Source organism: Bacillus sp. FDAARGOS_1420 (assembly GCF_019344915.1).
GTDB classification, from domain to species: domain Bacteria; phylum Bacillota; class Bacilli; order Bacillales; family Bacillaceae_G; genus Bacillus_A; species Bacillus_A mycoides.
Map to the genome: position 1 here is coordinate 2,675,032 of NZ_JAHWJB010000002.1, position 21,033 is coordinate 2,696,064.

At 35.9% G+C, this 21,033-nt stretch carries 24 protein-coding genes; 8 read left to right on the forward strand and 16 right to left on the reverse strand.

The window, feature by feature from the left end:
* Nucleotides 1–164: 164 nt before the first annotated feature.
* The 5 genes from hutG to hutP form a co-directional block, all read right to left on the reverse strand.
* Nucleotides 165–1,136, reverse strand: coding sequence for a formimidoylglutamase (hutG, locus tag I6L50_RS23915; RefSeq protein WP_219303319.1), 972 nt, complete (start codon nt 1,134–1,136; stop codon nt 165–167).
* Nucleotides 1,115–2,386, reverse strand: a complete 1,272-nt coding sequence (hutI, locus tag I6L50_RS23920) for an imidazolonepropionase (RefSeq protein ID WP_000887531.1) — start codon at nt 2,384–2,386, stop codon at nt 1,115–1,117. The genes hutG and hutI overlap by 22 nt, the downstream gene beginning before the upstream one ends.
* A gap of 12 nt (nt 2,387–2,398) precedes the next feature.
* Nucleotides 2,399–4,057 carry a urocanate hydratase gene (gene hutU, locus I6L50_RS23925; RefSeq protein WP_219303320.1) on the reverse strand — a complete coding sequence of 553 codons (1,659 nt, stop codon included), beginning with the start codon at nt 4,055–4,057 and terminating at the stop codon, nt 2,399–2,401.
* A 23-nt stretch (nt 4,058–4,080) separates the two neighbouring features.
* Nucleotides 4,081–5,598 (reverse strand): histidine ammonia-lyase, encoded by a 1,518-nt coding sequence (hutH, locus tag I6L50_RS23930; RefSeq protein ID WP_063219752.1) that lies wholly within the window; start codon nt 5,596–5,598, stop codon nt 4,081–4,083.
* Between the two features lie 102 nt (nt 5,599–5,700).
* On the reverse strand, nt 5,701–6,141 hold the full coding sequence (gene hutP / locus I6L50_RS23935) for a histidine utilization transcription antiterminator HutP (protein WP_000926519.1): 441 nt from the start codon (nt 6,139–6,141) through the stop codon (nt 5,701–5,703).
* Nucleotides 6,142–6,343: 202 nt separating this feature from the next.
* Between hutP and I6L50_RS23940 the strand changes: the two genes are divergently transcribed.
* Nucleotides 6,344–7,291, forward strand: coding sequence for a class I SAM-dependent methyltransferase (locus I6L50_RS23940; protein WP_002128544.1), 948 nt, complete (start codon nt 6,344–6,346; stop codon nt 7,289–7,291).
* Nucleotides 7,292–7,304: 13 nt separating this feature from the next.
* Here I6L50_RS23940 and I6L50_RS23945 read toward each other — a convergent pair whose 3' ends face one another.
* Together I6L50_RS23945 and I6L50_RS23950 are read right to left on the reverse strand one after the other, a co-directional pair.
* The gene (locus tag I6L50_RS23945; RefSeq protein WP_219303321.1) at nt 7,305–7,877 is read right to left on the reverse strand and encodes a DJ-1/PfpI family protein; all 573 of its coding nucleotides are present in this window, start codon (nt 7,875–7,877) and stop codon (nt 7,305–7,307) included.
* Entirely contained in the window at nt 7,874–8,449 is a 576-nt protein-coding gene (locus I6L50_RS23950; RefSeq protein WP_219303322.1) for an AAA family ATPase, read from the reverse strand. Before I6L50_RS23950 ends, I6L50_RS23945 begins: the two co-directional genes overlap by 4 nt.
* A 254-nt stretch (nt 8,450–8,703) precedes the next feature.
* On the opposite strand from I6L50_RS23950, the gene I6L50_RS23955 reads away from it, so the two are divergent.
* Nucleotides 8,704–9,000, forward strand: a complete 297-nt coding sequence (locus I6L50_RS23955; RefSeq protein ID WP_219303323.1) for a hypothetical protein — start codon at nt 8,704–8,706, stop codon at nt 8,998–9,000.
* 109 nt (nt 9,001–9,109) lie between these two features.
* Nucleotides 9,110–9,550 carry a DUF2621 domain-containing protein gene (locus I6L50_RS23960; protein WP_061674208.1) on the forward strand — a complete coding sequence of 147 codons (441 nt, stop codon included), beginning with the start codon at nt 9,110–9,112 and terminating at the stop codon, nt 9,548–9,550.
* A gap of 534 nt (nt 9,551–10,084) precedes the next feature.
* Here I6L50_RS23960 and I6L50_RS23965 read toward each other — a convergent pair.
* Nucleotides 10,085–10,591: a CcdC family protein gene (locus tag I6L50_RS23965; protein WP_002014224.1), complete on the reverse strand. Its 507-nt coding sequence runs from the start codon at nt 10,589–10,591 to the stop codon at nt 10,085–10,087.
* 90 nt (nt 10,592–10,681) lie between these two features.
* On the reverse strand, nt 10,682–11,389 hold the full coding sequence (gene ccdA / locus I6L50_RS23970) for a cytochrome c-type biogenesis protein CcdA (RefSeq protein ID WP_001152684.1): 708 nt from the start codon (nt 11,387–11,389) through the stop codon (nt 10,682–10,684).
* Nucleotides 11,390–11,876: 487 nt separating this feature from the next.
* On the opposite strand from ccdA, the gene I6L50_RS23975 reads away from it, so the two are divergent.
* Nucleotides 11,877–12,785 carry an EamA family transporter gene (locus I6L50_RS23975; RefSeq protein ID WP_002033502.1) on the forward strand — a complete coding sequence of 303 codons (909 nt, stop codon included), beginning with the start codon at nt 11,877–11,879 and terminating at the stop codon, nt 12,783–12,785.
* Nucleotides 12,786–12,873: 88 nt separating this feature from the next.
* Nucleotides 12,874–14,034 (forward strand): M20 peptidase aminoacylase family protein, encoded by a 1,161-nt coding sequence (locus I6L50_RS23980; protein ID WP_219303324.1) that lies wholly within the window; start codon nt 12,874–12,876, stop codon nt 14,032–14,034.
* A 21-nt stretch (nt 14,035–14,055) separates the two neighbouring features.
* Here the strand turns inward: I6L50_RS23980 and I6L50_RS23985 are convergent, their stop codons facing one another.
* The 4 genes from I6L50_RS23985 to alsR form a co-directional block, all read right to left on the reverse strand.
* Nucleotides 14,056–15,003, reverse strand: coding sequence for an ABC transporter permease (locus I6L50_RS23985; RefSeq protein WP_002128553.1), 948 nt, complete (start codon nt 15,001–15,003; stop codon nt 14,056–14,058).
* Nucleotides 14,996–15,907 (reverse strand): ABC transporter ATP-binding protein, encoded by a 912-nt coding sequence (locus I6L50_RS23990; protein WP_002014392.1) that lies wholly within the window; start codon nt 15,905–15,907, stop codon nt 14,996–14,998. The genes I6L50_RS23985 and I6L50_RS23990 overlap by 8 nt, the downstream gene beginning before the upstream one ends.
* A gap of 94 nt (nt 15,908–16,001) precedes the next feature.
* Nucleotides 16,002–16,577 carry an FtsX-like permease family protein gene (locus I6L50_RS23995; protein ID WP_002142748.1) on the reverse strand — a complete coding sequence of 192 codons (576 nt, stop codon included), beginning with the start codon at nt 16,575–16,577 and terminating at the stop codon, nt 16,002–16,004.
* A gap of 254 nt (nt 16,578–16,831) precedes the next feature.
* Nucleotides 16,832–17,740: an acetoin biosynthesis transcriptional regulator AlsR gene (alsR, locus tag I6L50_RS24000; protein WP_002033496.1), complete on the reverse strand. Its 909-nt coding sequence runs from the start codon at nt 17,738–17,740 to the stop codon at nt 16,832–16,834.
* Between the two features lie 151 nt (nt 17,741–17,891).
* Between alsR and I6L50_RS24005 the strand changes: the two genes are divergently transcribed.
* Nucleotides 17,892–18,257 (forward strand): CidA/LrgA family holin-like protein, encoded by a 366-nt coding sequence (locus tag I6L50_RS24005; RefSeq protein ID WP_000872360.1) that lies wholly within the window; start codon nt 17,892–17,894, stop codon nt 18,255–18,257.
* Nucleotides 18,254–18,931: an LrgB family protein gene (locus I6L50_RS24010; protein WP_002137763.1), complete on the forward strand. Its 678-nt coding sequence runs from the start codon at nt 18,254–18,256 to the stop codon at nt 18,929–18,931. The genes I6L50_RS24005 and I6L50_RS24010 overlap by 4 nt, the downstream gene beginning before the upstream one ends.
* Before the next feature lie 12 nt (nt 18,932–18,943).
* Here I6L50_RS24010 and I6L50_RS24015 read toward each other — a convergent pair whose 3' ends face one another.
* Entirely contained in the window at nt 18,944–19,357 is a 414-nt protein-coding gene (locus I6L50_RS24015; protein WP_002142750.1) for an NUDIX hydrolase, read from the reverse strand.
* A gap of 143 nt (nt 19,358–19,500) precedes the next feature.
* On the opposite strand from I6L50_RS24015, the gene I6L50_RS24020 reads away from it, so the two are divergent.
* Nucleotides 19,501–19,701 carry a DUF3903 domain-containing protein gene (locus I6L50_RS24020; protein ID WP_002137765.1) on the forward strand — a complete coding sequence of 67 codons (201 nt, stop codon included), beginning with the start codon at nt 19,501–19,503 and terminating at the stop codon, nt 19,699–19,701.
* Between the two features lie 309 nt (nt 19,702–20,010).
* On the opposite strand, the gene I6L50_RS24025 is transcribed toward I6L50_RS24020, so the two are convergent.
* Entirely contained in the window at nt 20,011–20,766 is a 756-nt protein-coding gene (locus tag I6L50_RS24025) for a sulfite exporter TauE/SafE family protein (RefSeq protein ID WP_219303325.1), read from the reverse strand.
* 108 nt (nt 20,767–20,874) lie between these two features.
* Nucleotides 20,875–21,021, reverse strand: coding sequence for a BC1881 family protein (locus I6L50_RS24030; protein ID WP_002033491.1), 147 nt, complete (start codon nt 21,019–21,021; stop codon nt 20,875–20,877).
* Nucleotides 21,022–21,033 lie beyond the last annotated feature (12 nt).

A 21,033-nucleotide genomic window follows, 5' to 3' on the forward strand; every position in this document is an offset into this window, starting at 1 on the left:
CAGAAACACTAAAAAACCCGCGATTTTGTTACATTTCTACACCCATTTTCTCCAATTTTATATACCTTGTAAAACAAAAAAATACATCACTACATATAAGTAGCGATGTATTTTCATATACTGACAAAGACGGTTGCTTCAAAACTTCACACACGATCCTTCGCTTATATACTAACCTGTTTACTAATCGTTTCTCGCGCTAAAAGAAAACTCATAATCACTTGCGCAGCTACTCTACTCGTCATATCCCTAAAATCAAGAGTTGGATCAATTTCTACTATATCCATCCCTTGAACGAGTGGCTCTTTACCAAGGAATTCAATTGCATCAAGTAAAGTTGTACTATCCATCCCACCAGGGCCAATTGCTGGACAGCCTGGCGCAAACGCTTGGTCTAGTACGTCCATATCAAGGGAAATATAAATAGAAGTCACATCTTGTTTTCTTAATACTTCAATACTTTCTGAAATAAGATCTTTTATTTTTCGCTCTCTTACATCTTTCATTGTATACACTGTCACGCCATGCTCTTTTGCATATTCATGGTACGCTCGTGCATTTGAAAAATTACGAATCCCAATTTGAACGAGTTGTTTTCCTGTAATCACATCATTTTCTAGCAAACTACGGAACGGTGTACCATTTGATGGACCACCATCATCTAAATTACGTAAATCATGATGAGCATCAAATTGAATAATACCGACCTTCCCTTTACTATTTGCAAAACCAGTTATACTCGGAAAACTAATCGAGTGATCACCACCAAGAACGATTGGTATCATTTTCGGATTTACTCTCGTCAAGTGACCAACTGTTTTCGCAATTCGGTTATGACTCTCTTTTATATTTGTCACATGCATCGTAATATCACCGCAATCATGAAGAACACTTTCTTTCATATCGTGTTCTTCTGTAATTGCGTACGTGCTATATGCATCCAACATTGAACGAATTGTTTTTGGCGCAAAACATGCTCCTGAATGACTAATAGATGGTTTAGAAAGGGGCGCTCCAATTAAGGCAGCACCGAATATTTCCACTCCTTCCTCCCAATTTTTAATCATTTCGCTCCATTTCGTCACTTCACGATCGATAAACTTTGCATTTTTCTTTAAATAGTGGCCGTGCTCCACGATTGTTCACCTCTTGTATATGCGATATTCCCATTCTTCCATACTGTATTTACATGACTTACGCCGTAATGGTACGGTACGTAAGCGTAATTATAAGCATCCCATAAAACTAAATCCGCCTTACGACCAACTCTAATTTTCCCAGCTACATCGCCTCGATTAATGGCATAAGATGAGTTCACTGTTACCGCATTCCAGACTTCTTCTGGTGTCATTTTCAGTTTCAGCATCGCAATGCTCATAATAAGCTGAATATTCTCAGTTGGACAGCTACCTGGGTTAAAGTCTGTAGCTAAAGCAACTGCAACACCTTCATCAATCATTTTGCGGCCGCGTGCGAAGCTTTCTTTATTTAAATAGAAAGTTGTTCCTGGTAATAAAGTTGCTACTGTATTAGAATTCGCAAGCATTTCAATTCCTTTATCAGAAGCGCCAACTAAATGATCCGCTGATGCTGCACCAATTTCAGCTGCTGCTTCTGCACCACCTAGAGGGTCGATTTCATCCGCGTGAATTTTCACGTCAAAGCCAAGCTCTTTCGCTTTTAATAAAAATTCTTTTGATTCTTCTACAGAGAACACACCTGTTTCACAGAAAATATCAACGAACTCAGCTAATTGCTTCTCTTTCATTTCTGGTAATAGATCTAGCATCCATTGTAAAAATTCTTTCGATCTTCCTTTATACTCTTTCGGAACTGCATGAGCGCCTAAAAATGTTGAAACTAAATCAATTGAATGCTCTTTTTGTAATTGTGCAGTTGCCTCTAATTGTTTCCATTCCGTCTCATCATCTAATCCGTAACCACTCTTCGCTTCTACGGTTGTTACACCGAAAGATAGCATACGGTCTAAATGGAATTTTGCTTTTTGAACAAGTTCTTCTTTCGATGCCTGTTTCGTTGCATTTACAGTTGAAAGAATACCTCCACCTTGTTCTAAAATTTCTAGGTATGGAACTCCTTGTAATTTTAGCGCGATTTCATTTTCACGAGATCCACCAAATACAAGATGAGTATGCGGATCTACAAGACCAGGAGAAACCATTTTCCCGCCGCAATCAATAACCTCTTTCGCTTGTAATCCTTTAGCTTCTTCCGCTGTTCCAACGAAAGTAATCACGCCATTTTCAATTCCAACAGCACCGTTTTCAATAACAGGAAGCGTGTTCATCGCTTCCCGTCTTAACAAGCCATCTTCTTGATCCATTGTTAGTAATTGACCGATATTTATTAGTAAAGTGTCCAGCATGTTTCTTCCTCCTTATTTCATCATTGGAATGTTAACGCCTTTTTCTTTCGCAGTTTGAACCGCTAAGTCATAGCCAGCATCAACGTGACGAATAACACCCATACCAGGGTCTGAAGTTAATACGCGTTCAATACGTTTTGCCGCTGCTTCTGTTCCATCTGCAACGATAACCATTCCAGCGTGAAGTGAATACCCCATACCAACGCCACCACCGTGGTGAACAGATACCCAGCTTGCACCGTTTACACTGTTAATTAATGCATTTAAAATTGGCCAGTCTGCTACTGCATCACTACCGTCTTTCATAGATTCTGTTTCACGGTTTGGAGATGCTACTGATCCACAATCTAAATGGTCACGGCCGATAACGATCGGTGCTGATAATTCACCATTAGCCACCATTTCATTAATAATGCGGCCAAATTTCGCACGCTCGCCATAACCAAGCCAACAAATACGTGATGGAAGACCTTGGAACTCAACTTGCTGACGTGCCATACGAATCCAATTACATAAATGTTCATTATCCGCGAACTCGCGTAAAATAACTTCGTCTGTTTTATAAATATCTTCTGGATCACCAGAAAGTGCTACCCAGCGGAACGGTCCTTTTCCTTCACAGAATAATGGACGGATAAATGCTGGAACGAATCCCGGGAAATCGAAAGCATTTTTTAATCCTTCATCGAAAGCAACTTGGCGAATGTTATTTCCGTAATCAAATGTAATCGCGCCTTTTTCTTGCATTGCAAGCATTGCTTCTACATGTTTTTTCATACTTTCTTTTGATAATTGTACGTAACGTTCTGGATTTTCTTCACGAAGCTTCGCTGCTTCTTCTACTGTGTAACCTACTGGAATATAACCGTTTAATGGATCGTGGGCAGAAGTTTGATCCGTAACTAAGTCAGGGATAATATTACGGTTTACTAACTCAGGTAAAATTTCTGCTGCATTACCTAATAATCCAATTGAAATAGGCTCTTTCTTCTCTTTATATTCGTTTGCAATAGCCAATGCCTCTTCTAATGATTCTGTATACTTATCGCAATATCTCTTTTCAATACGACGATCGATACTACGCTTATCTACATCAATAGCAATTACAACACCGCCGTTCATCGTTACAGCAAGCGGTTGTGCGCCACCCATGCCACCTAAACCAGCAGTAATCGTTACAGTACCTTTTAATGAACCATCGAAATGTTGACGTGCCGCTTCACCAAATGTTTCATATGTTCCTTGTAAAATCCCTTGTGTCCCAATGTAAATCCAGCTACCCGCTGTCATTTGTCCGTACATCATAAGACCTTTTTTCTCTAATTCACGGAAGTGATCCCAGTTCGCCCACTTCGGTACTAAGTTTGAGTTCGCTAAAAGAACGCGAGGCGCATCTTCATGTGATTTAAAAATTGCTACCGGTTTTCCTGATTGAACAAGTAACGTTTCATCGTTTTCTAACGTTTTTAATGAATCAACAATTGCATGGTAGCTTTCCCAGTTACGAGCTGCACGGCCAATTCCGCCGTATACAACTAATTCTTCTGGTTTTTCAGCTACTTCAGGGTCTAAATTGTTCATTAACATTCGAAGTGCAGCTTCTTGAACCCATCCTTTCGTTTGTAACTCAGTACCTCTTGCCGCACGAATTGTTTGTTGTACTTTTTCCATTTCAATCTCTCCCTTTTCTCGTTTTATAGTGCTGCATTTACATCCAATCTTTCCTTTATTGAATAATTCGTTTTTAACCAATGCGCGATATTTTCAATATCCGTTGAGAATATACGGTCATTTGTAATAGATGGCACTTGCTGACGACCTTGATGATAGAACGTTTTTGTAACTGTACTCATGTTTTCAATTCCGCGATATTCTGCTGCTTGCATCGCACAGATCATCTCAATTGCAAGAACGCGTCTTGCATTTTGAATAATTTGATGCGCATGACGTGAAGCGATTGTTCCCATACTTACGTGATCTTCTTGGTTAGCTGAAGACGGAATTGAATCTACACTCGCTGGATGAGCTAACGTTTTATTTTCTGAAACGAGTGAAGCCGCTGCATATTGCATAATCATGGCACCTGATTGAAGTCCTGGTTCTGGACTTAAAAATGGTGGTAAGTCATTTAATTGCGGATTTACTAGGCGTTCAATACGGCGCTCTGAAATATTTGCAAGCTCCGCCATCCCTACTTTTAAGAAGTCCATTGCAAATGCAATTGGTTGTCCGTGGAAATTACCACCAGAGATTACTTTTTCCCCGCCATCAAAAATAAGTGGATTATCTGTTGCTGCATTCATTTCAATTTCTAATTTTTCTTTCACATAATTTAAAACTTGCCAAGAAGCACCGTGAACTTGCGGGATACAACGAAGTGAATATGCATCTTGTACACGAAGTTCTCCTTGTTTTGTCACAAGTTTACTATCATGAAGAATATCACGAATTCTGCTTGCCACTTCGACTTGCTCTTTATAACCACGCGCTTTATGAACATTTTCATCGAATGCATCAATAATGCCGCGTAATCCTTCCATTGTCATCGATGCAATTAATTCTGATTGATAAGCACTTGCTTCAGCTTCTATATAAGAAAGAACCCCTTGCGCTGTCATTGCCTGCGTACCATTGATTAACGCAAGACCTTCTTTTGCTTCAAGTTCAATAGGTTCAAGTCCTTCTTCTGTAAGAGCAACCATCGCATGAACTCGTTTTCCTTTGTAGAACACTTCACCTTCACCTAATAAAACGAGAGCAAGATGAGATAAAGGTGCTAAATCGCCACTCGCACCAAGTGATCCTTGTTGCGGAACGACTGGATGAATTTTACGATTTACAAACTCAAGAAGCATGTTTACAACAAGTGGTCTAACACCCGATACTCCTTTTAACATCGTATTAGCTCGTAAAATCAACATACCGCGTGATACTTCTTCAGGGAATGGATCGCCTATTCCGCACGCATGTGACTGAATTAAGTTGTGCTGAAGTGCTTTTACATCATCTTTTTGAATAAGCACATCACTAAACTTTCCAAATCCAGTTGTAATACCGTAAACGACTTTTCCGTCCTCTACGATTTTCTCAACTACTTCGCGGCACTCTGCTACCTGTTGCATACTATTTGGACAAGCTGTTACACCTTCACCTTCAAGTAACAACCTCTTCATTTCTTCAACTGTCAATGTGTGTCCTGTTAACGTAATCATTCTTTTTCCTCCTTATAAAGGCAAAAGGGGACCTTATCTTTTTAAGACAGACTCCTGTCCTAAAAAATAAGGCCCCCTTCTAACTAATAGACTATGGGCAAATCATATGTGATTAATTCCTAAACCAATCGCCTCATGCTCAGATCCTTTTACAGGTGCACCAATCGTTCCATAAAGTGCAACAGCAACCCATTCGCCTTCTTTTTTTCCGTCGTATGGTGTACCGCGCACAATCGCAAAGCGAAGTCCTACTGTACGAAGAACGTCTGCTAACTGAATTTGACCTCTCGTCACTCCGTACAAAGCTTCCATAATTGCATGATAAAGTGCATGTGTTTCTCTGTAAACATCTGTTTCAATAACTCGGTTGCTCTTAGCCGCTGTTTCCATTGCTGCTACTACTTTTTGCGAATTCATAGAACCAACTTTCCCAGTACAATATTTCCAACCTTTCGGAATAGATAATACGGGACTTTCATTCTCATCCGCAAGTGCCAACAGCATGGCCATACGACCAATTCGATGTGTTCCTTGAAGAAGCATGTGACTCTCTCATTTCTTTTGAATTATTTGAATATTACTTAATTTAAGAATATATGAAAACGGTTAAATCGTCAATAGTTTAAAATATTATTCAAGCAATTTTTTATCCCTCTCATACTTGTACTTGTGTACACAATTTATTTACAGATTTTTTTCAGACGTGCTATAGTCTCACTAACAGATGCAAAGGGGCAAAATTTCAGTGGCGAAGCGAAAAGATATTCATTTTCGAATTGAAGAAAAATTACTTACAAGGTTTGAAGACGCACTCCATTACGAAGGTTTAAATAAAACAGATGTATTAACACATGCGATTCAGCAATTTTGCATAAAGGTGGAATGTGAAAAAATGAATGATGTAAAACGCCAATACAACGTAAGTAACCATTTACAAACACGTATCGATACGCATAAACATTACGAAGAAAAACAAGTGAATGTAGATGAAGTCGTCATTGAACATTTACAACTCCAAGGTGAAGAAAAAATATTAGAGGTCGGGTGTGCTAACGGAAAATTTCTTTCCCTTTTGCAAACTAATGGTCATAAAGGACATCTAACTGGTTTTGATCAATCCGAAACTATGCTTTCTGAAGCTGCTATAACGAATAATATGATTGAATGGAAACTCGGTGACGCTAGTAAACTTCCTTTCGAAGCTAATTGTTATGACCTGCTAATCGCAAGGCATATGCTATACCACATGAAAGATGTCGAAAAAACTATTCAAGGATTCCATAAGATAATTCGTCCTGGCGGCGCCCTTTTAGCTACAACAAATTCTAAAGTTTCATTACCTCGTATAGATGAAATGTGTAACAAAATGTTAGTCACATTTGATTTACCGAAAACATCACCGTCAGTAGCTCCATTTTGTTTAGAAAATGGTAAAGATCTATTACACTCTGTTTTTTCAACTGTTGAAGAAACAATTATTCATAATGCACTTGTTTTTCATCATGCCACTCCAATCGTTAACTATATTTCTAGCATGTTCCCGTCGCTGAATATACCTGATAATATGTCCCTTCACACCGAAATGAAGGAATGGCTAAAAGAAGAAATAGAAAATGATTTATCATTTCATAACGGTATATGGCGCGATCCGAAAACGTTAGTGATTTATCGATGTAAAAAAGAAAAGAGCTAGCATTCGCTAGCTTTTACACGTTTTCCGGTAAAAGATTCTCCATCATTATATTGCCATTTCCACTATAAAAATTTGTATTATGTTCATTCACTACTCCAAAATAGGAGGCAATCGCTAGTCCAAATGGCACAAATGCATGTCCTTGTGCTGTAATAATATTTGCGTGCTGTACAACTTCTGTATACACAAAATTTTCTACTGGAAAACAATCTAATTTTTGATAATCTATGGTCACTGTATAAGAGATTTCTTTAAATAAACCTGCTCTTGCTAACGCATACGGTCCAGCACAAATCGCTGCCACTAATTTTCCTTGCTCAGAAAATTGACGAATAACTGAAAAAAGCGGTTTCGCCTCTTTCATATGTATTTCATCTCCGCCCGGAATGATAATCCCCTCATATTCTTCTACACGCACTTCACTTAATTCTATATGCGGCTGTACTTGTAAGCCTGTTTCACTTATAATCATTTCTTTTGTTAAACCCGCTGTAATGATTTCATATTTCTTTTTCAGCAATGCTGTTGCTACCGTTATTTCAAACTCTGCAAATGTCGGGTATACGAATAATAATATTTTTTTCATAGCCTTTTCTCCCTTAGCCACCCTATAAAATATGCCTCTAATTCGTCCACTGATAATATATTAGTGTCCACATAAGTTACGGGAAATTGTTTATACCATTCTTTTTCAACTTCTACTAATTTAAATTGTTCCTCAAATGTACTTCGATTTCTTGTCCTATCATTATTTCTCCTATCATACAAACTCTCTTTCGAAACATCTAAATAAAAAATTGCATCCGAACGGCATTCTCTTAATTTATACAATTCATCTTTTAATTCTGTTTCTATATCCCACTCTTTCCCTATCATCTTCGGATAAAAGAGTGTATAAAATTCAATATCTTCTGGTCCGCGGTCAAAAATCATGACTGATTTCACATTTTGAAACTCTTTTATTTTTGCTTCAATAAACATTTTTTGATTTGTAATAAACCCCTCTTTTGTGTAAATATCCAAATTTAATTCTTTCCGCTTTTCTACAATTGGATAAGGGTTTTCATATATAACTGAAAGCCCACATCGCTCTAAGCTTTTGGCCAATGTTGTTTTTCCACTTGTCATCGGTCCTTGGAGTGAAATTACGTATGTCATCTCTCTCATTCCCTTGTACTGTAATACATAAATAATAAACAGAATTTTGAAAACTATCAACAAGATACATATCATCTTGTTTCTTATTCTTATCTAACTTATAATAAAAAATAGAGATTATGACGGACGCATCAATAATGTAAGCTTGGAAATCCAAGCTTACATTATTTTTTGCTTTCCCTTTTCTTATAAAAAGAGTATACTAGATTAGAACGTATGTTCTTAATAATTACATACAGTAAGGAGATAGAACAATGGTATACGACACAAAAGCAATTTCTTGGAATGCATCTTTAAAACAACTTCAACGCCGCTATACAAACAAACAAGTTGACCGAAAAGAATTTGAAGATACTGAACTAATGGAATTCTTCCGCGATAACGACTACATTCCTTTACCTACACATATAAGCGGCCTATCAACAGCACGTTTTACTTCTTACTCTATTTTCACAACTGAAGATAAAGATCGTAAAGTTGGCACACTCATCATTGAATATGTAGAAAATGACAATGATATTTTATGTGTTGAACAACTATACTTCGTTTAAACTACAACGCTTGGTCAAATTGACCAAGCGTTCTTGCTTTCTATGAATCTCATTGCTTATAATATAAATAAAATACAAAATATTGCTTTCGTTAAAGGAGGGCATACAATTGCTTGAAGGATGGTTTAGTTGGTTTATAGTCGTTTGGACTGTTGTATTATTAGGGCTTATGTCCATTGGTGGATATTTCATGTTCAGAAAATTCCTAAAACGGTTACCGAAAGAAGACGGTATGTCCATTTTGGATTGGGAAGATCACTATATTAATAAAACAAGACACTTATGGGCTGACGAACAAAAACAATTGTTAGAAGAACTAGTAAGTCCCGTTCCGGAATTATTTCGCGATGTTGCTAAGTCAAAAATTGCTGGCAAAATCGGAGAACTAGCATTACAAGAAAATGCCTCTAAAATTACACAAGATTTAATTATTAAAGGATATATCATCGCCACACCAAAGCGTGATCATAAATTTTTAGTTAAAAAACTACAAGAAAAAAAGATTGATTATTCTCATTATCAATCTTTACTAACAAAATACCCTTCGTAAAAAAAGATTGCTATTTTATAGCAATCTTTTTTATAAGCTCAACTTACAGTTACTGATTTTGTAGCAATTAATCTCGCTTTCGCTAAATCTATCTGTAACCCTACAGCACTCGTATAAATCGTATCACCAGTACCTGTAATATTTACAGAGGTATATGTTGTATTCGCAGCAATTCATCCTGTTGCATTTATATTTGCAATATTAGATTCGGCTCAAGACACTTAAGCTAAGTGAAATTTCGTCATTAACATTCCACTTTCATGTTGTATCAGTACCATCAAGTGGAGTAATTGTTAATGAAGGAACGTCTCCTATACGATCCAACCTAATCTAACTTAGCCATCAATTACCGGTGATAAAACTTCAAACCAAATAGTATTCCTTATATCGGTCCATTCGTAACGTCAAACTTAAATTCCTTCTTCGATGGTCGACAATTTATACATCACAACTAGAATTGAGGAAGTTACCTTTCAGTGATTAACAAAAAACAACGTCTAATCAGACGTTGTTTCTTTATACATATAACACTCTTTACGTTAACTTCATATCTTTTTCATTATAAAAACCATCTTCTTTTTCCATTTCCTTCTGTAATTTCGTAAAGGAACGGTACATTGCAATTCTCCATGAAACGATCATTGCAAACGCAAGTAAGAAGAACATGCCACTAAGTTGTCCTAAATCAAGAGATTGGCTTAAGTATGTTTTAAATACAATCCGCACGACAAGTAATCCAATTAGTATAAAAACAAATGCTTTTGAACGCTTCAAATAAATCTCTTGTCCTCTAATTTCAAATTTAGATGTTTTAATAAGAAAAATAGAGAAAAACAAACCGACGCCAATTGCTTCTAACATTTCTGCTGGAGTTAATCGAAATTCAGGAAAAACAAACATCAACGCTCCCGTGCTCATAAAAAATGGGGGAAGTATAATTTTTTTCAATGTTGCAGGTTTCTTAGCTGCTTTTAAACGAATAAACATCGCACCGACAGCCATACAAACAGCAACGATACTTGATAACAGAACTATGTTCATATTTTCTCATCCTTTTTTGTGGCTATATGCAAAATATAATTTTATTATATGCTTTTCCGTTAGTATTTCCAACATTTTCACAGAATAATACTAAAAACCGGTAAAACCACCAAATAAACTTGAGAAATATACGATAATTTTCGTCATCCAGTTAAAATATAGGAAGATACCCATGACAATCATAACGTATCCTCCAATCTTCATGAATTTCATACTATTTCTTTTAATCCAAGACATTTTCGTAATAAAGAATGAAAGTACGAAAAACGGGATAGCAAATCCAAGTATGTAAGCAATCATATAAATCATTGCCGATTCTGGATTTGTTGCTGCTAATCCAATGACAGACACTAATATAGGCCCAGTACAAGGTGTCCATCCAGCAGCAAAGGCCAACCCAATTAGAACGGATCCAAAATAGCCACTCGGACGATTTTTAAACGTAAATTTACGGTCTTGCATTAAAAACTTCGGCTTAAATACACCGACAATAATAAGACCGAACACGATGATAAATATACCGCCTAACTGTCTAATTAAATCTTTATAATTTGTAAAGATGCCTCCAATAAAACTTGTACCAAATCCAATTGCAATAAAAATAATTGAAAAACCAAGTAAGAAAAACGCTGTATGTATCATACTTCTTTTGCGAAGCATTGCATTTTCTTCTTTCAATTCAGAAACCGACATACCTGTTATGTATGATAAAAATGCCGGATAAAGCGGTAAGCAACATGGGGATATAAATGATAAGAACCCAGCTCCAAACGCTAAAAAAATACTAATATCTTGCATTATTCCACTCCTCTCCTCTTCAATATTGTAGCAAAAACAATTGAAAATACTATGGACATTTCATGAATTCACTTTTCCAACATGACAATAAGAAAAACTACCCTTTCACACATTTTCTAATAAAACGTTTTCATTCCCTTCTATTATATAGAAAAATCTCAATTGAATTATGAAACTCTTTCTAATTGTTACTAACATAACAAAGGTTCCACAGTTTCTCAAATGATTAGCACATTACAATTGACTTCACACCTATTGGCCTTAAATTTTTTTTTCAAATGCTGTCTTTATACAACATAAAGCTGATTTTACAATACTTTAATTATTATTAATTTCAAGATTATGCATAAATATCATACTTTTATTATTATTCTATAAAATTTTGCACTTTTCTTTCATTTGACCCTTCATTTTTAATTTTGTATACTTCCCTCTAGTTATATATGTCCGTCACGGAACAATTTCATATAGATGGGAGGAATTTTTCATGCTTCGTTATTCTCTTTTAGTTTTATTAGGAGCGTGTAGTTATGGGGTTTTAGCTATTTTTGTTAAACTTGCATATGCAGAAGGGTTTTCACTTGGAGAGGTAATTGGTAGCCAGTATTTGTTCGGTTGGATTATTTTACTTGCTATTACACTTCTATTTTCTAGACATCGTGTTCCACTAAAACAAATGTTAATTTTATTCGTCGCAGGAACGTCTGCAAGTTTTACTGGAATTTTTTATTACGCTTCTTTAAAAACTGTACCAGCTTCTATTGCAATTATACTTTTATTCCAGTTCGTTTGGGTTGGGATTATCATTGAAGCAGTCGCAACAAAAACATTACCTTCAAGAGAAAAAGTTATTTCAGTAATCTTCTTACTTGCAGGTACATTTTTATCAAGTGGGTTATTAGAAACATCAGCTGGTGATTTCGATACGACTGGAATCATTTTAGGCTTATTATCTGCTGTTACATTTGCAACATACATTTTCGTAAGCGGGAAAGTTGCCGTTGAAGTACCTTCATTAACACGCGGTGTCCTTTTAATGGCTGGCGCTTTAACTTTAGTCATGATCGTATTCCCGCCAACATTTATTTTTAATGGGGCGATCTCTCAAGGCCTTTGGAAATACGGCTTAGGATTAGGAATATTTAGTATCGTTATTCCATCTATTGCCTTTACAATTGGCATTCCAAAAATCGGTTCTGGATTAGCAACTATTCTTGGTGCAGCAGAACTGCCAGTTACAACAATTATGTCTGTATTCGTTTTAAAAGAAGCTGTACTATCTTCACAATGGATCGGTGTATCACTTATTTTAATCGGTATCGCAATTCCGCAAATTGCATACGCAATGCGTGGACGTTATAAAAAACAGCATACTCATAAAAAAGTTGCAGCATAAAACGAGAGAGGATTTTCATTTGAGAATCCTCTCTTTTATTATTGTATAATTAATACAAATATTTCACTTAAGAAAGAGGGCATAATAAGTGGCATCTATTCCTGATCAATTAACAGAAAAACTTATTTCCATTCGCCGGCATTTACATGAAAATCCAGAACTATCATACGAAGAATTTGAAACGACAAAAGCGATAAAAAATTGGTTAGACGAGGCCAATATCACTATTATTGATTCCAATTTAGAAACAGGAGTTATCGCTGAAATTTCTGGTAATAAAAACGGACCGGTTGTAGCGCTTCGTGCTGATATCGATGCCCTTCCTATCCAGGAAGAAACAGACCTTCCATACACTTCAAAAATACAAGGTAAAATGCATGCTTGTGGGCATGATTTTCATACAGCTGCTATTATTGGTGCAGCCTATTTATTAAAGGAAAAAGAATCTTCTCTTAACGGAACTGTCCGCCTTATATTCCAGCCAGCTGAAGAAAGTAGTAATGGCGCTTGCAAAGTTATTGAAGCTGGGCATTTACGTGGCGTGCAAGCTATTTTCGGTATGCATAATAAACCTGATTTACCAGTAGGTACAATCGGCATTAAAGATGGGCCACTAATGGCCGGAGTTGATCGATTTGAAATTGAAATCCATGGTGTTGGTACACATGCAGCTGTGCCTGATGCCGGCGTCGATCCTATCGTTGCATCATCTCAAATCGTTATGGCACTTCAAACGATTGTAAGCCGAAATATTAGTTCTTCTCATAACGCTGTCGTAAGTGTAACAAACATTCATTCAGGGAATACGTGGAACGTTATTCCCGAAAAAGCAATATTAGAAGGAACTGTCCGTACATTCCAAGCTGAAACACGTGAAAAGATTCCGGCATTAATGAAACGTATCATTAAAGGCGTTTCTGATGCACTAAGTGTAAAAACAGAATTCCGATTTTATCCAGGTCCTCCTGCCGTTCAAAACGATAAAGTACTCACTGATTTTTCTATTCATATTGCAGAGAAAATGAATCTAAACGTTATCTCTCCTACACCATCAATGGCAGGAGAAGACTTTTCTTTTTACCAACAAGAAATACCAGGTTCATTCGTCTTTATGGGAACAAGTGGTACACATGAATGGCATCATCCAGCTTTTACAGTAGATGAAAAAGCATTGCCTATTAGCGCAGAGTATTTCGCCCTATTAGCCGAAGAAGCTATTCATCAATTATTACAAACAAAAAGCCGTTAAGTTACCCTTAACGGCTTTTGCTTATGCTGTTAAATCTCGTTTTATAAATACAGTATAGGAAACCCCTAAAAATACAGCTAAGTATAGAAGAAGCATACAAGAAGCAAATGGGAATGTTACTCCATCAATAAAGCTTCCACCCTTTAAAAGCCCATATAAATCTGTATTCGCTGGTAATAAATATTTCGCCCATTCATATCTTGCTGCCGGAATTAGCGCTATTCCCCCTGATAATGCAAGAAATAAAGAAATCCCGATTGCACCTCCGCTCGATCTCGTTAAAACGGAAATCATAAAGGCAAATGCAGCATACACAAGAGTTGGTAACCAAGATAAAATATAATATTTACTTGCTTCTACGAAAATATTTTGTTTTATTATATTTCCATTTTGAACGACAAATTCAGCCCAAGCTGGTTGTTGGAATTTATAAATAATCAACCCGCATAATACGGAAAAAATCATATTAAATATAAATAATAATGCCGCAAATATAACGATTGCCAAAAACTTAGATGTTAAAATTTTAAATCGGCTCGCTGGACGAATTGTTAAAAATTTATATGTTCCCCAGCTATATTCATTCGCAAAAATCGTACTCGCATATACGAGAATAAACGGAAGTAAAATTGGAAATACGATAAAACCTGTATCTCTCATAAATGAAAGCGGAGAACTACTTGCTGGCGCTGTATTCGTATCTAAATGCTTCATTTTAAGCTGGTATTCCTTTACAAGCTCGTCTCCTGACTTTTCTGTTAAAATATCCTCTTTTTTCATGCCGAGCTTTTTCTCAATTTCTACAGTGCGTTCTGTATAATCCGCTTTCCACCCTTTTGTTTCTGGCTCTAAATATTTTACCGTAACCCATCCTAATCCAATAATTAATACCGCAATAACTGCAAAAGGAATAATCGTTCGCTTTCGCTTAAATATTTTATACAGCTCGTTATAAACTAAATTAAACAATATCTTTTCCTCCTGTTAATTCTAAAAACTGCTCTTCTAGCGTTTTTCTTTCTTCATATACACGATAAACTTGAATGTTTTTCTCCATCAATGTACGAAGAATATTTGGAACTTCTTCATCTTTCACGTTTATAATTAATTCGTTTTCTTTTACTAAAACATCGTATTCTAAAACCTCTGCCGCTTTATTCGCATCATCTACACGTATATGTATTTCTTCTGTTTCTTCCTTTTTATCACTTTGAATATTTTGTGTTGCGACATATTCTCCATGCTGAATAATAATAACCCTGTCACACATTAATTCAACTTCTGAGAGTAAGTGACTAGAAACAAGGACAGCTTTTCCTTGTTCATGCGCAATTTTCTTTATGTACATCCGCATTTCATGTATACCACTAGGATCTAATCCGTTCGTCGGTTCGTCTAGTATTAATACATCTGGATTATGTATAAGTGCCTGAGCAATTCCTAAACGCTGTCTCATACCGAGTGAATATGCTTTTACTTTACGGTCAATTACTTGTCCCATTCCTAACAATTGCACTACTTCATCGATACGCTCTTCAGTCACATTCCCATTCATTCGTCCGAAATATGTTAAATTTTCATAGCCGCTTAAGAAAGGATAAAATTCTGGTGTCTCAATTACAGCACCAATTTTCGCAGCAGTTTTTTCAAATTGCTGTTTTACAGATTGACCATCAATCCATACTTCCCCTTCTGTCATACGGATCATTCCGACCATCATTCGCATTAATGTCGTTTTTCCAGCACCATTTGGTCCTAATAAGCCAACTACTTCACCTTTTTTCACTTCAAAACTAATATTTTCTACTAACGTCTTTGAACCAATTCGCTTTGTTAATCGATCAACTTTTACGATCGCTTGCTCATTTATCATTCCATACAACCTTTCTTCTTAACTCTTTTTTTCAGTTCTTCCCACTGTATCATGATTAATAACATGTGTAAAATGAAGAAAAAGCCATGATTTCTCATGCCTTTCTCCTCGTTTCATATGACTTTTCACCCTTTAACCTTTGTGTAAACCTACAACATTGCCACATTGATATTATAATGACGGTTATCATAACAACTGCTGTTATCACTACCGCATACATCGTAATCGGTGCATTGGTTATCCCTTGGATTCCTACTGCTTTCATAAAAATAATAATAAATAATTTCAAAAATAACATACCATGAATTAATCCGAAAACAAAAGCTCCTCCGTAAGTTAATAATTGCTCCTGACATAATAAACATAACATTTCTTTTCTTGTCATCTTCACTACTTCATACGATTTAAACTCCTCTCTTCTTACCTGTAAAAGAGAGGTTGTCATTTTATATGTAACGAAAATACACACAAAAACTATAAATAGAAACATAGCATAAAACCACTTTACAAACATAGGTGTATATTCCGCTTTACTTATTACAGCTTCATTAAATCGGAATGATATCATAAAAAAACAAATCATTGTATTCATAGCAATCCACATAAATTGTTTTAACCTTTTGGTAGCAAATATTTGTATATTTTTTCTCGCTAACCGAAATAAAGACATAATTTCCCCCTACCTTACTTCATAACATACGCATTCTATACTACTAGTGTATAAGAATATGACATTTTAAACATCGCACTTCAATCGGAATCTTTACTAAGCCTTTAGTCCTAGAAACCAAGCATATTTACCTCTTTAGCATTGAACAAAAAAACAAAAAACGGAAATGCACTTTAGTTACATTTCCGTTTTTTGTTTAACGAGGTGAATCTTTATATAACTTAATTATCATGACTACCTTGTAACTTCATCAACTATTCAGCCTTCGCATCTTCCACTTCAATCCTTTTTTTCTCTCTTGCAATTTTCAAAAACTCTAACAACTCTGGATTGTTATTCATTTTTTTATAAGCCACTGACATTTCTGCAACAAAATTAGAATCACATAACTCTTTATATACAACTTCTGTTTTATACAATTTATTTGCGGATACAGGTATTACCGTAATTCCAATACCTGCCGCTACAAGCCCCATAACAGTTTGATACTCCGTTGCTTCTTGTACAATGTGCGGACTAAAACCTACATCACGGCAAAGCGATAAAATTGTATCATATAACGCTGGCCATACTGGTCTCGTAATAAATACGAACGGTTCATCCCTTAAATCTTCGATATGTATTTCGTCCTTTTCAGCAAGAGGATGTGCCTTCGGTAAACATAACGTACATGAAAGTTTTTGAATTGGTTCTAACTCAAGTAATTGCGTTGGAATTGGCGGACGTAAAAATCCAATATCAATTCGATTATCATGAAGTGCATGCACCTGATCCGGTGTGGACAATTCATGTAATGCTACAGAAACTCTCGGAAATTTCTTTCTATACTCTCTGACGATTGATGGTAAAATATCATATATCGCCGCACCTACAAAACCAATTGAAAGTGATCCAACTTCTCCCCTTTGAGCACTTTGTGCAACTTCTACTGCTTTTTCAATTTGTTCAAACGCTTTTTTTACTTCTTTTAAAAACATTTCTCCTGCTTCTGTTAATTCAACCTTTCTCTTCGTTCTTGAAAATAACATAACTCCCATTTCTTTTTCTAATTGCTGAATTTGTTGACTAAGCGGTGGTTGTGTCATTTGTAAACGAGCAGCTGCTCGTCCAAAGTGTAATTCCTCTGCCACTACAACAAAATATTGCAAATGCCGTAATTCCATTTTGGACACCCTTTTCACTTTCGATTAATACATCTAATATATTAATAACATATAATTTATATATTAGACAAATATTTCGAATGAACGTATAGTAGAAATTGTTAATTCTTTTTTACAATTTTTATGTAAAAAACAAAGAGGTGGTTACTGTATGAAATGGTGGAAGTTAAGCGGACAAATTTTATTATTATTTTGTTTCGCTTGGACAGGTGAATGGATTGCAAAACAGGCACACCTCCCAGTTCCAGGAAGTATAATCGGTATTTTTTTATTGTTAATCTCATTAAAATTTAATATAGTGAAAAAAGAATGGATACAAGACGGTGCAGACTTTTTATTAAAAGAACTTATTTTATTTTTCATCCCTTCTGCAGTCGCTGTCATTCGTTACAAAGATACATTATCACAGTATGGAATCGATCTCATTTTAATTATCGTGATTAGTACACTTTGTGTCACTCTCGTAACAGGACTTTTAACAGAATTGCTATTAAAGCGGAAAGGATCAACACAATGATCGGCTTTCTTTGTTTACTATTAACACTATTCACATATTGGGTATCTAAAAAAATGTATCAACGCTGGAATTGGAGTTTGCTTTCTCCCCTTCTTGTATGCCCAATCATTTTAATCGCTTTATTACTTGGATTAGATACACCATACGAAACCTACGAATCTGGTAGTCATTGGCTAACAGAATTATTAAAACCTGCAACAGTTGCTTTCGCATGGCCAATCTATAAACATTTTGATCTATTAAAAAAACACGGCACTGCTATTTTAATTAATGTCATTGTCGGTTCTTTTCTATCTGTTATTACTTCCGCACTACTAGCTAATTTTTTTCAAATTGACTCTACAATAGAACAAAGTTTAGCACCGCACATTGTAACAACACCTATTGCAATGGCTATTTCAGAAATGATTGGCGGCATGTCACAATTAACAGCAGTTTTCGTTGTATTAACTGCCTTAACTGGAGCGTTATTCGGCCCTACACTCATACGCATATGCCGTATTAAAACAGCACTCGCAAAAGGTATAATGCTAGGTACTAGCGCGAATGGGACCGGAACATCAAAAGCATTTGAAATCGGTCCTGTAGAAGGTACAATTGCAAGTTTATCAATGCTTTTAACAGCTGGAGCTAGTTTAGTTATCGTTCCACTTTTCTTATCTTGGATACACTAAAAAAGCAAGTATTTACACACTTGCTTTTTTATTTATATATCGGTATATTAGCTCGTAATCCTCCGGAAAAGCTAACGATAATTTTCCAACTTCATGTATCCCTTTCCAATCAATCTCATGTATTAACTCATCCGGATCTTGGATTTTCATATTACCGCCTATTTTTTTAACAAAGTAATAATGAACATACACCGGAATCCCGTATGTAATACCTTCTTTTTCGTATATTTTATTTACAACCTCCACATTGTAGCCTGTTTCCTCCCAAACTTCCCTGATACAACATTCTTCTAGTGTTTCTCCCTTTTCAAGTCCTCCACTTGGGACAGACCACCTTTTTTCTTCCCCTTCTTTTCCTTGCAATACCATTAAAATTTCATTTCTTTCATTCATACAAATAGCTGCCGTACCTATCCATCTCTCCATATACATCCCTCCCCTACTAAAATTCACCTTCTTTTTTATTTCCCCTTTGAAAAAAAAGAGGAAATAAGTAAAAAGATGCCGAAAGTTTACATCAACTTCATGAGCAGTCCCTTCTTAGAAATTCAAACCGGAAGGATGAAATTATGATTTCTAAATATGTTGTGGAATGTGTTTTTTGTGAAGAAAACCGAAAACCTCGGCAAGCCATTGTCACAGTGCCTGCTACTTCTCAGCTACTAGCCATTCAAAAAGTACGAGCTGAATGTAAACGTCGCTTCGGAAAAACTTTATTACTGCAAACAGAAATTAAAGAAGACTTACTCATTGAACAAAAAGAAAGCTGACCATAAATTGGCCAGCTTTCTTATCCGATCATATTTTCACATGAAGATTAGGGGCATCCTCTTTAAGGATCGGGATTTACCCATTATGTGCGTTCCATAATGGTCATCGAACAATATATTTCTATACAATAAACTATTGAATAGAATAGGGCAAAACTTGTTCGCATTTTTAGAAAAGGGATAGGGATATAATTCAAGTAATACTTCGAATACTCGAACTTTATACTCATTATATTAAAGCAAATCCTTTTATATGAGAAATATGAATTACTTATATAATTCATTCGTAAAATATATTAATAGTTTTCTTTACTCTACTAACAACATACATCCAGCTAATATTGGTGTCATAATCATCGAAAACCTTAGAAGCATGCGAGGTGCATAATTTGTAAACTTAGCTCCTATATATGCTCCTAACATTGTCCCGATTAAAACTTGTACTAATAATACATAATCTAAATACCCTTCCGAACTATATCCAAACCCACCTCCAATTGCGATTGGTAATATAACGAGCATTGTCGTCCCTACAGATTGACGGATTGTTAAACCTAATAGAACCATTAATCCGAGTTGGATAAAAGGTGCTGAGCCAATACCAAATGCACCTGCTAAAATTCCAGTCACCAATCCGAGGAATATACATTTAATCACGTTATCTTTCGAAAGTTCTTTATGCCCTTTTAAAGACGACTGTGATCTTTTTTGAAACATAATCAACCGAATAAACATAAAAATTGCCGATAAAAATAACATACCAGCTGTAAACCAATGCAACAGATGTGCTGGTATTAACGAACCAAACTTTGAACCAATATAGGATCCAAACGCGCCAAATCCCCCAACAACTCCGCCTATTACAAGCACAACATTCCCTTCTCGGTAATGACTTACTACTCCAGATAATGTCGTAAATGCCATCGCAGTTAGAGATGTTGCAAGAGCAACATGAATAGGGATATGGAATACTACAGTGAGTATCGCGATGATAAATCCAGCTCCTCCTGCTCCGACAAACCCTAATAAAACTCCCATTAATAGCATTGTTATAATAATTGCCACATATTCCCCCTCCAATATTCCAATTATCTATCACATGCGCACCTCTATACAAACAAAAAGCATCCTAAATGGATGCTCTTTCTACTTTTCTATATTAATAATATGTACTTACTCTTGATTAATCAAAATAACAGCTGGACCAGAAACAACTACTCCAGCCACTTCTATCTTTTCAAATTCCATCACTGTAATAGATATAACCCCTTCTCTTTCCATCAATTCCTTACTCAGGACATCAGTCGGTATTGATTTCACCGCCCTACCTCC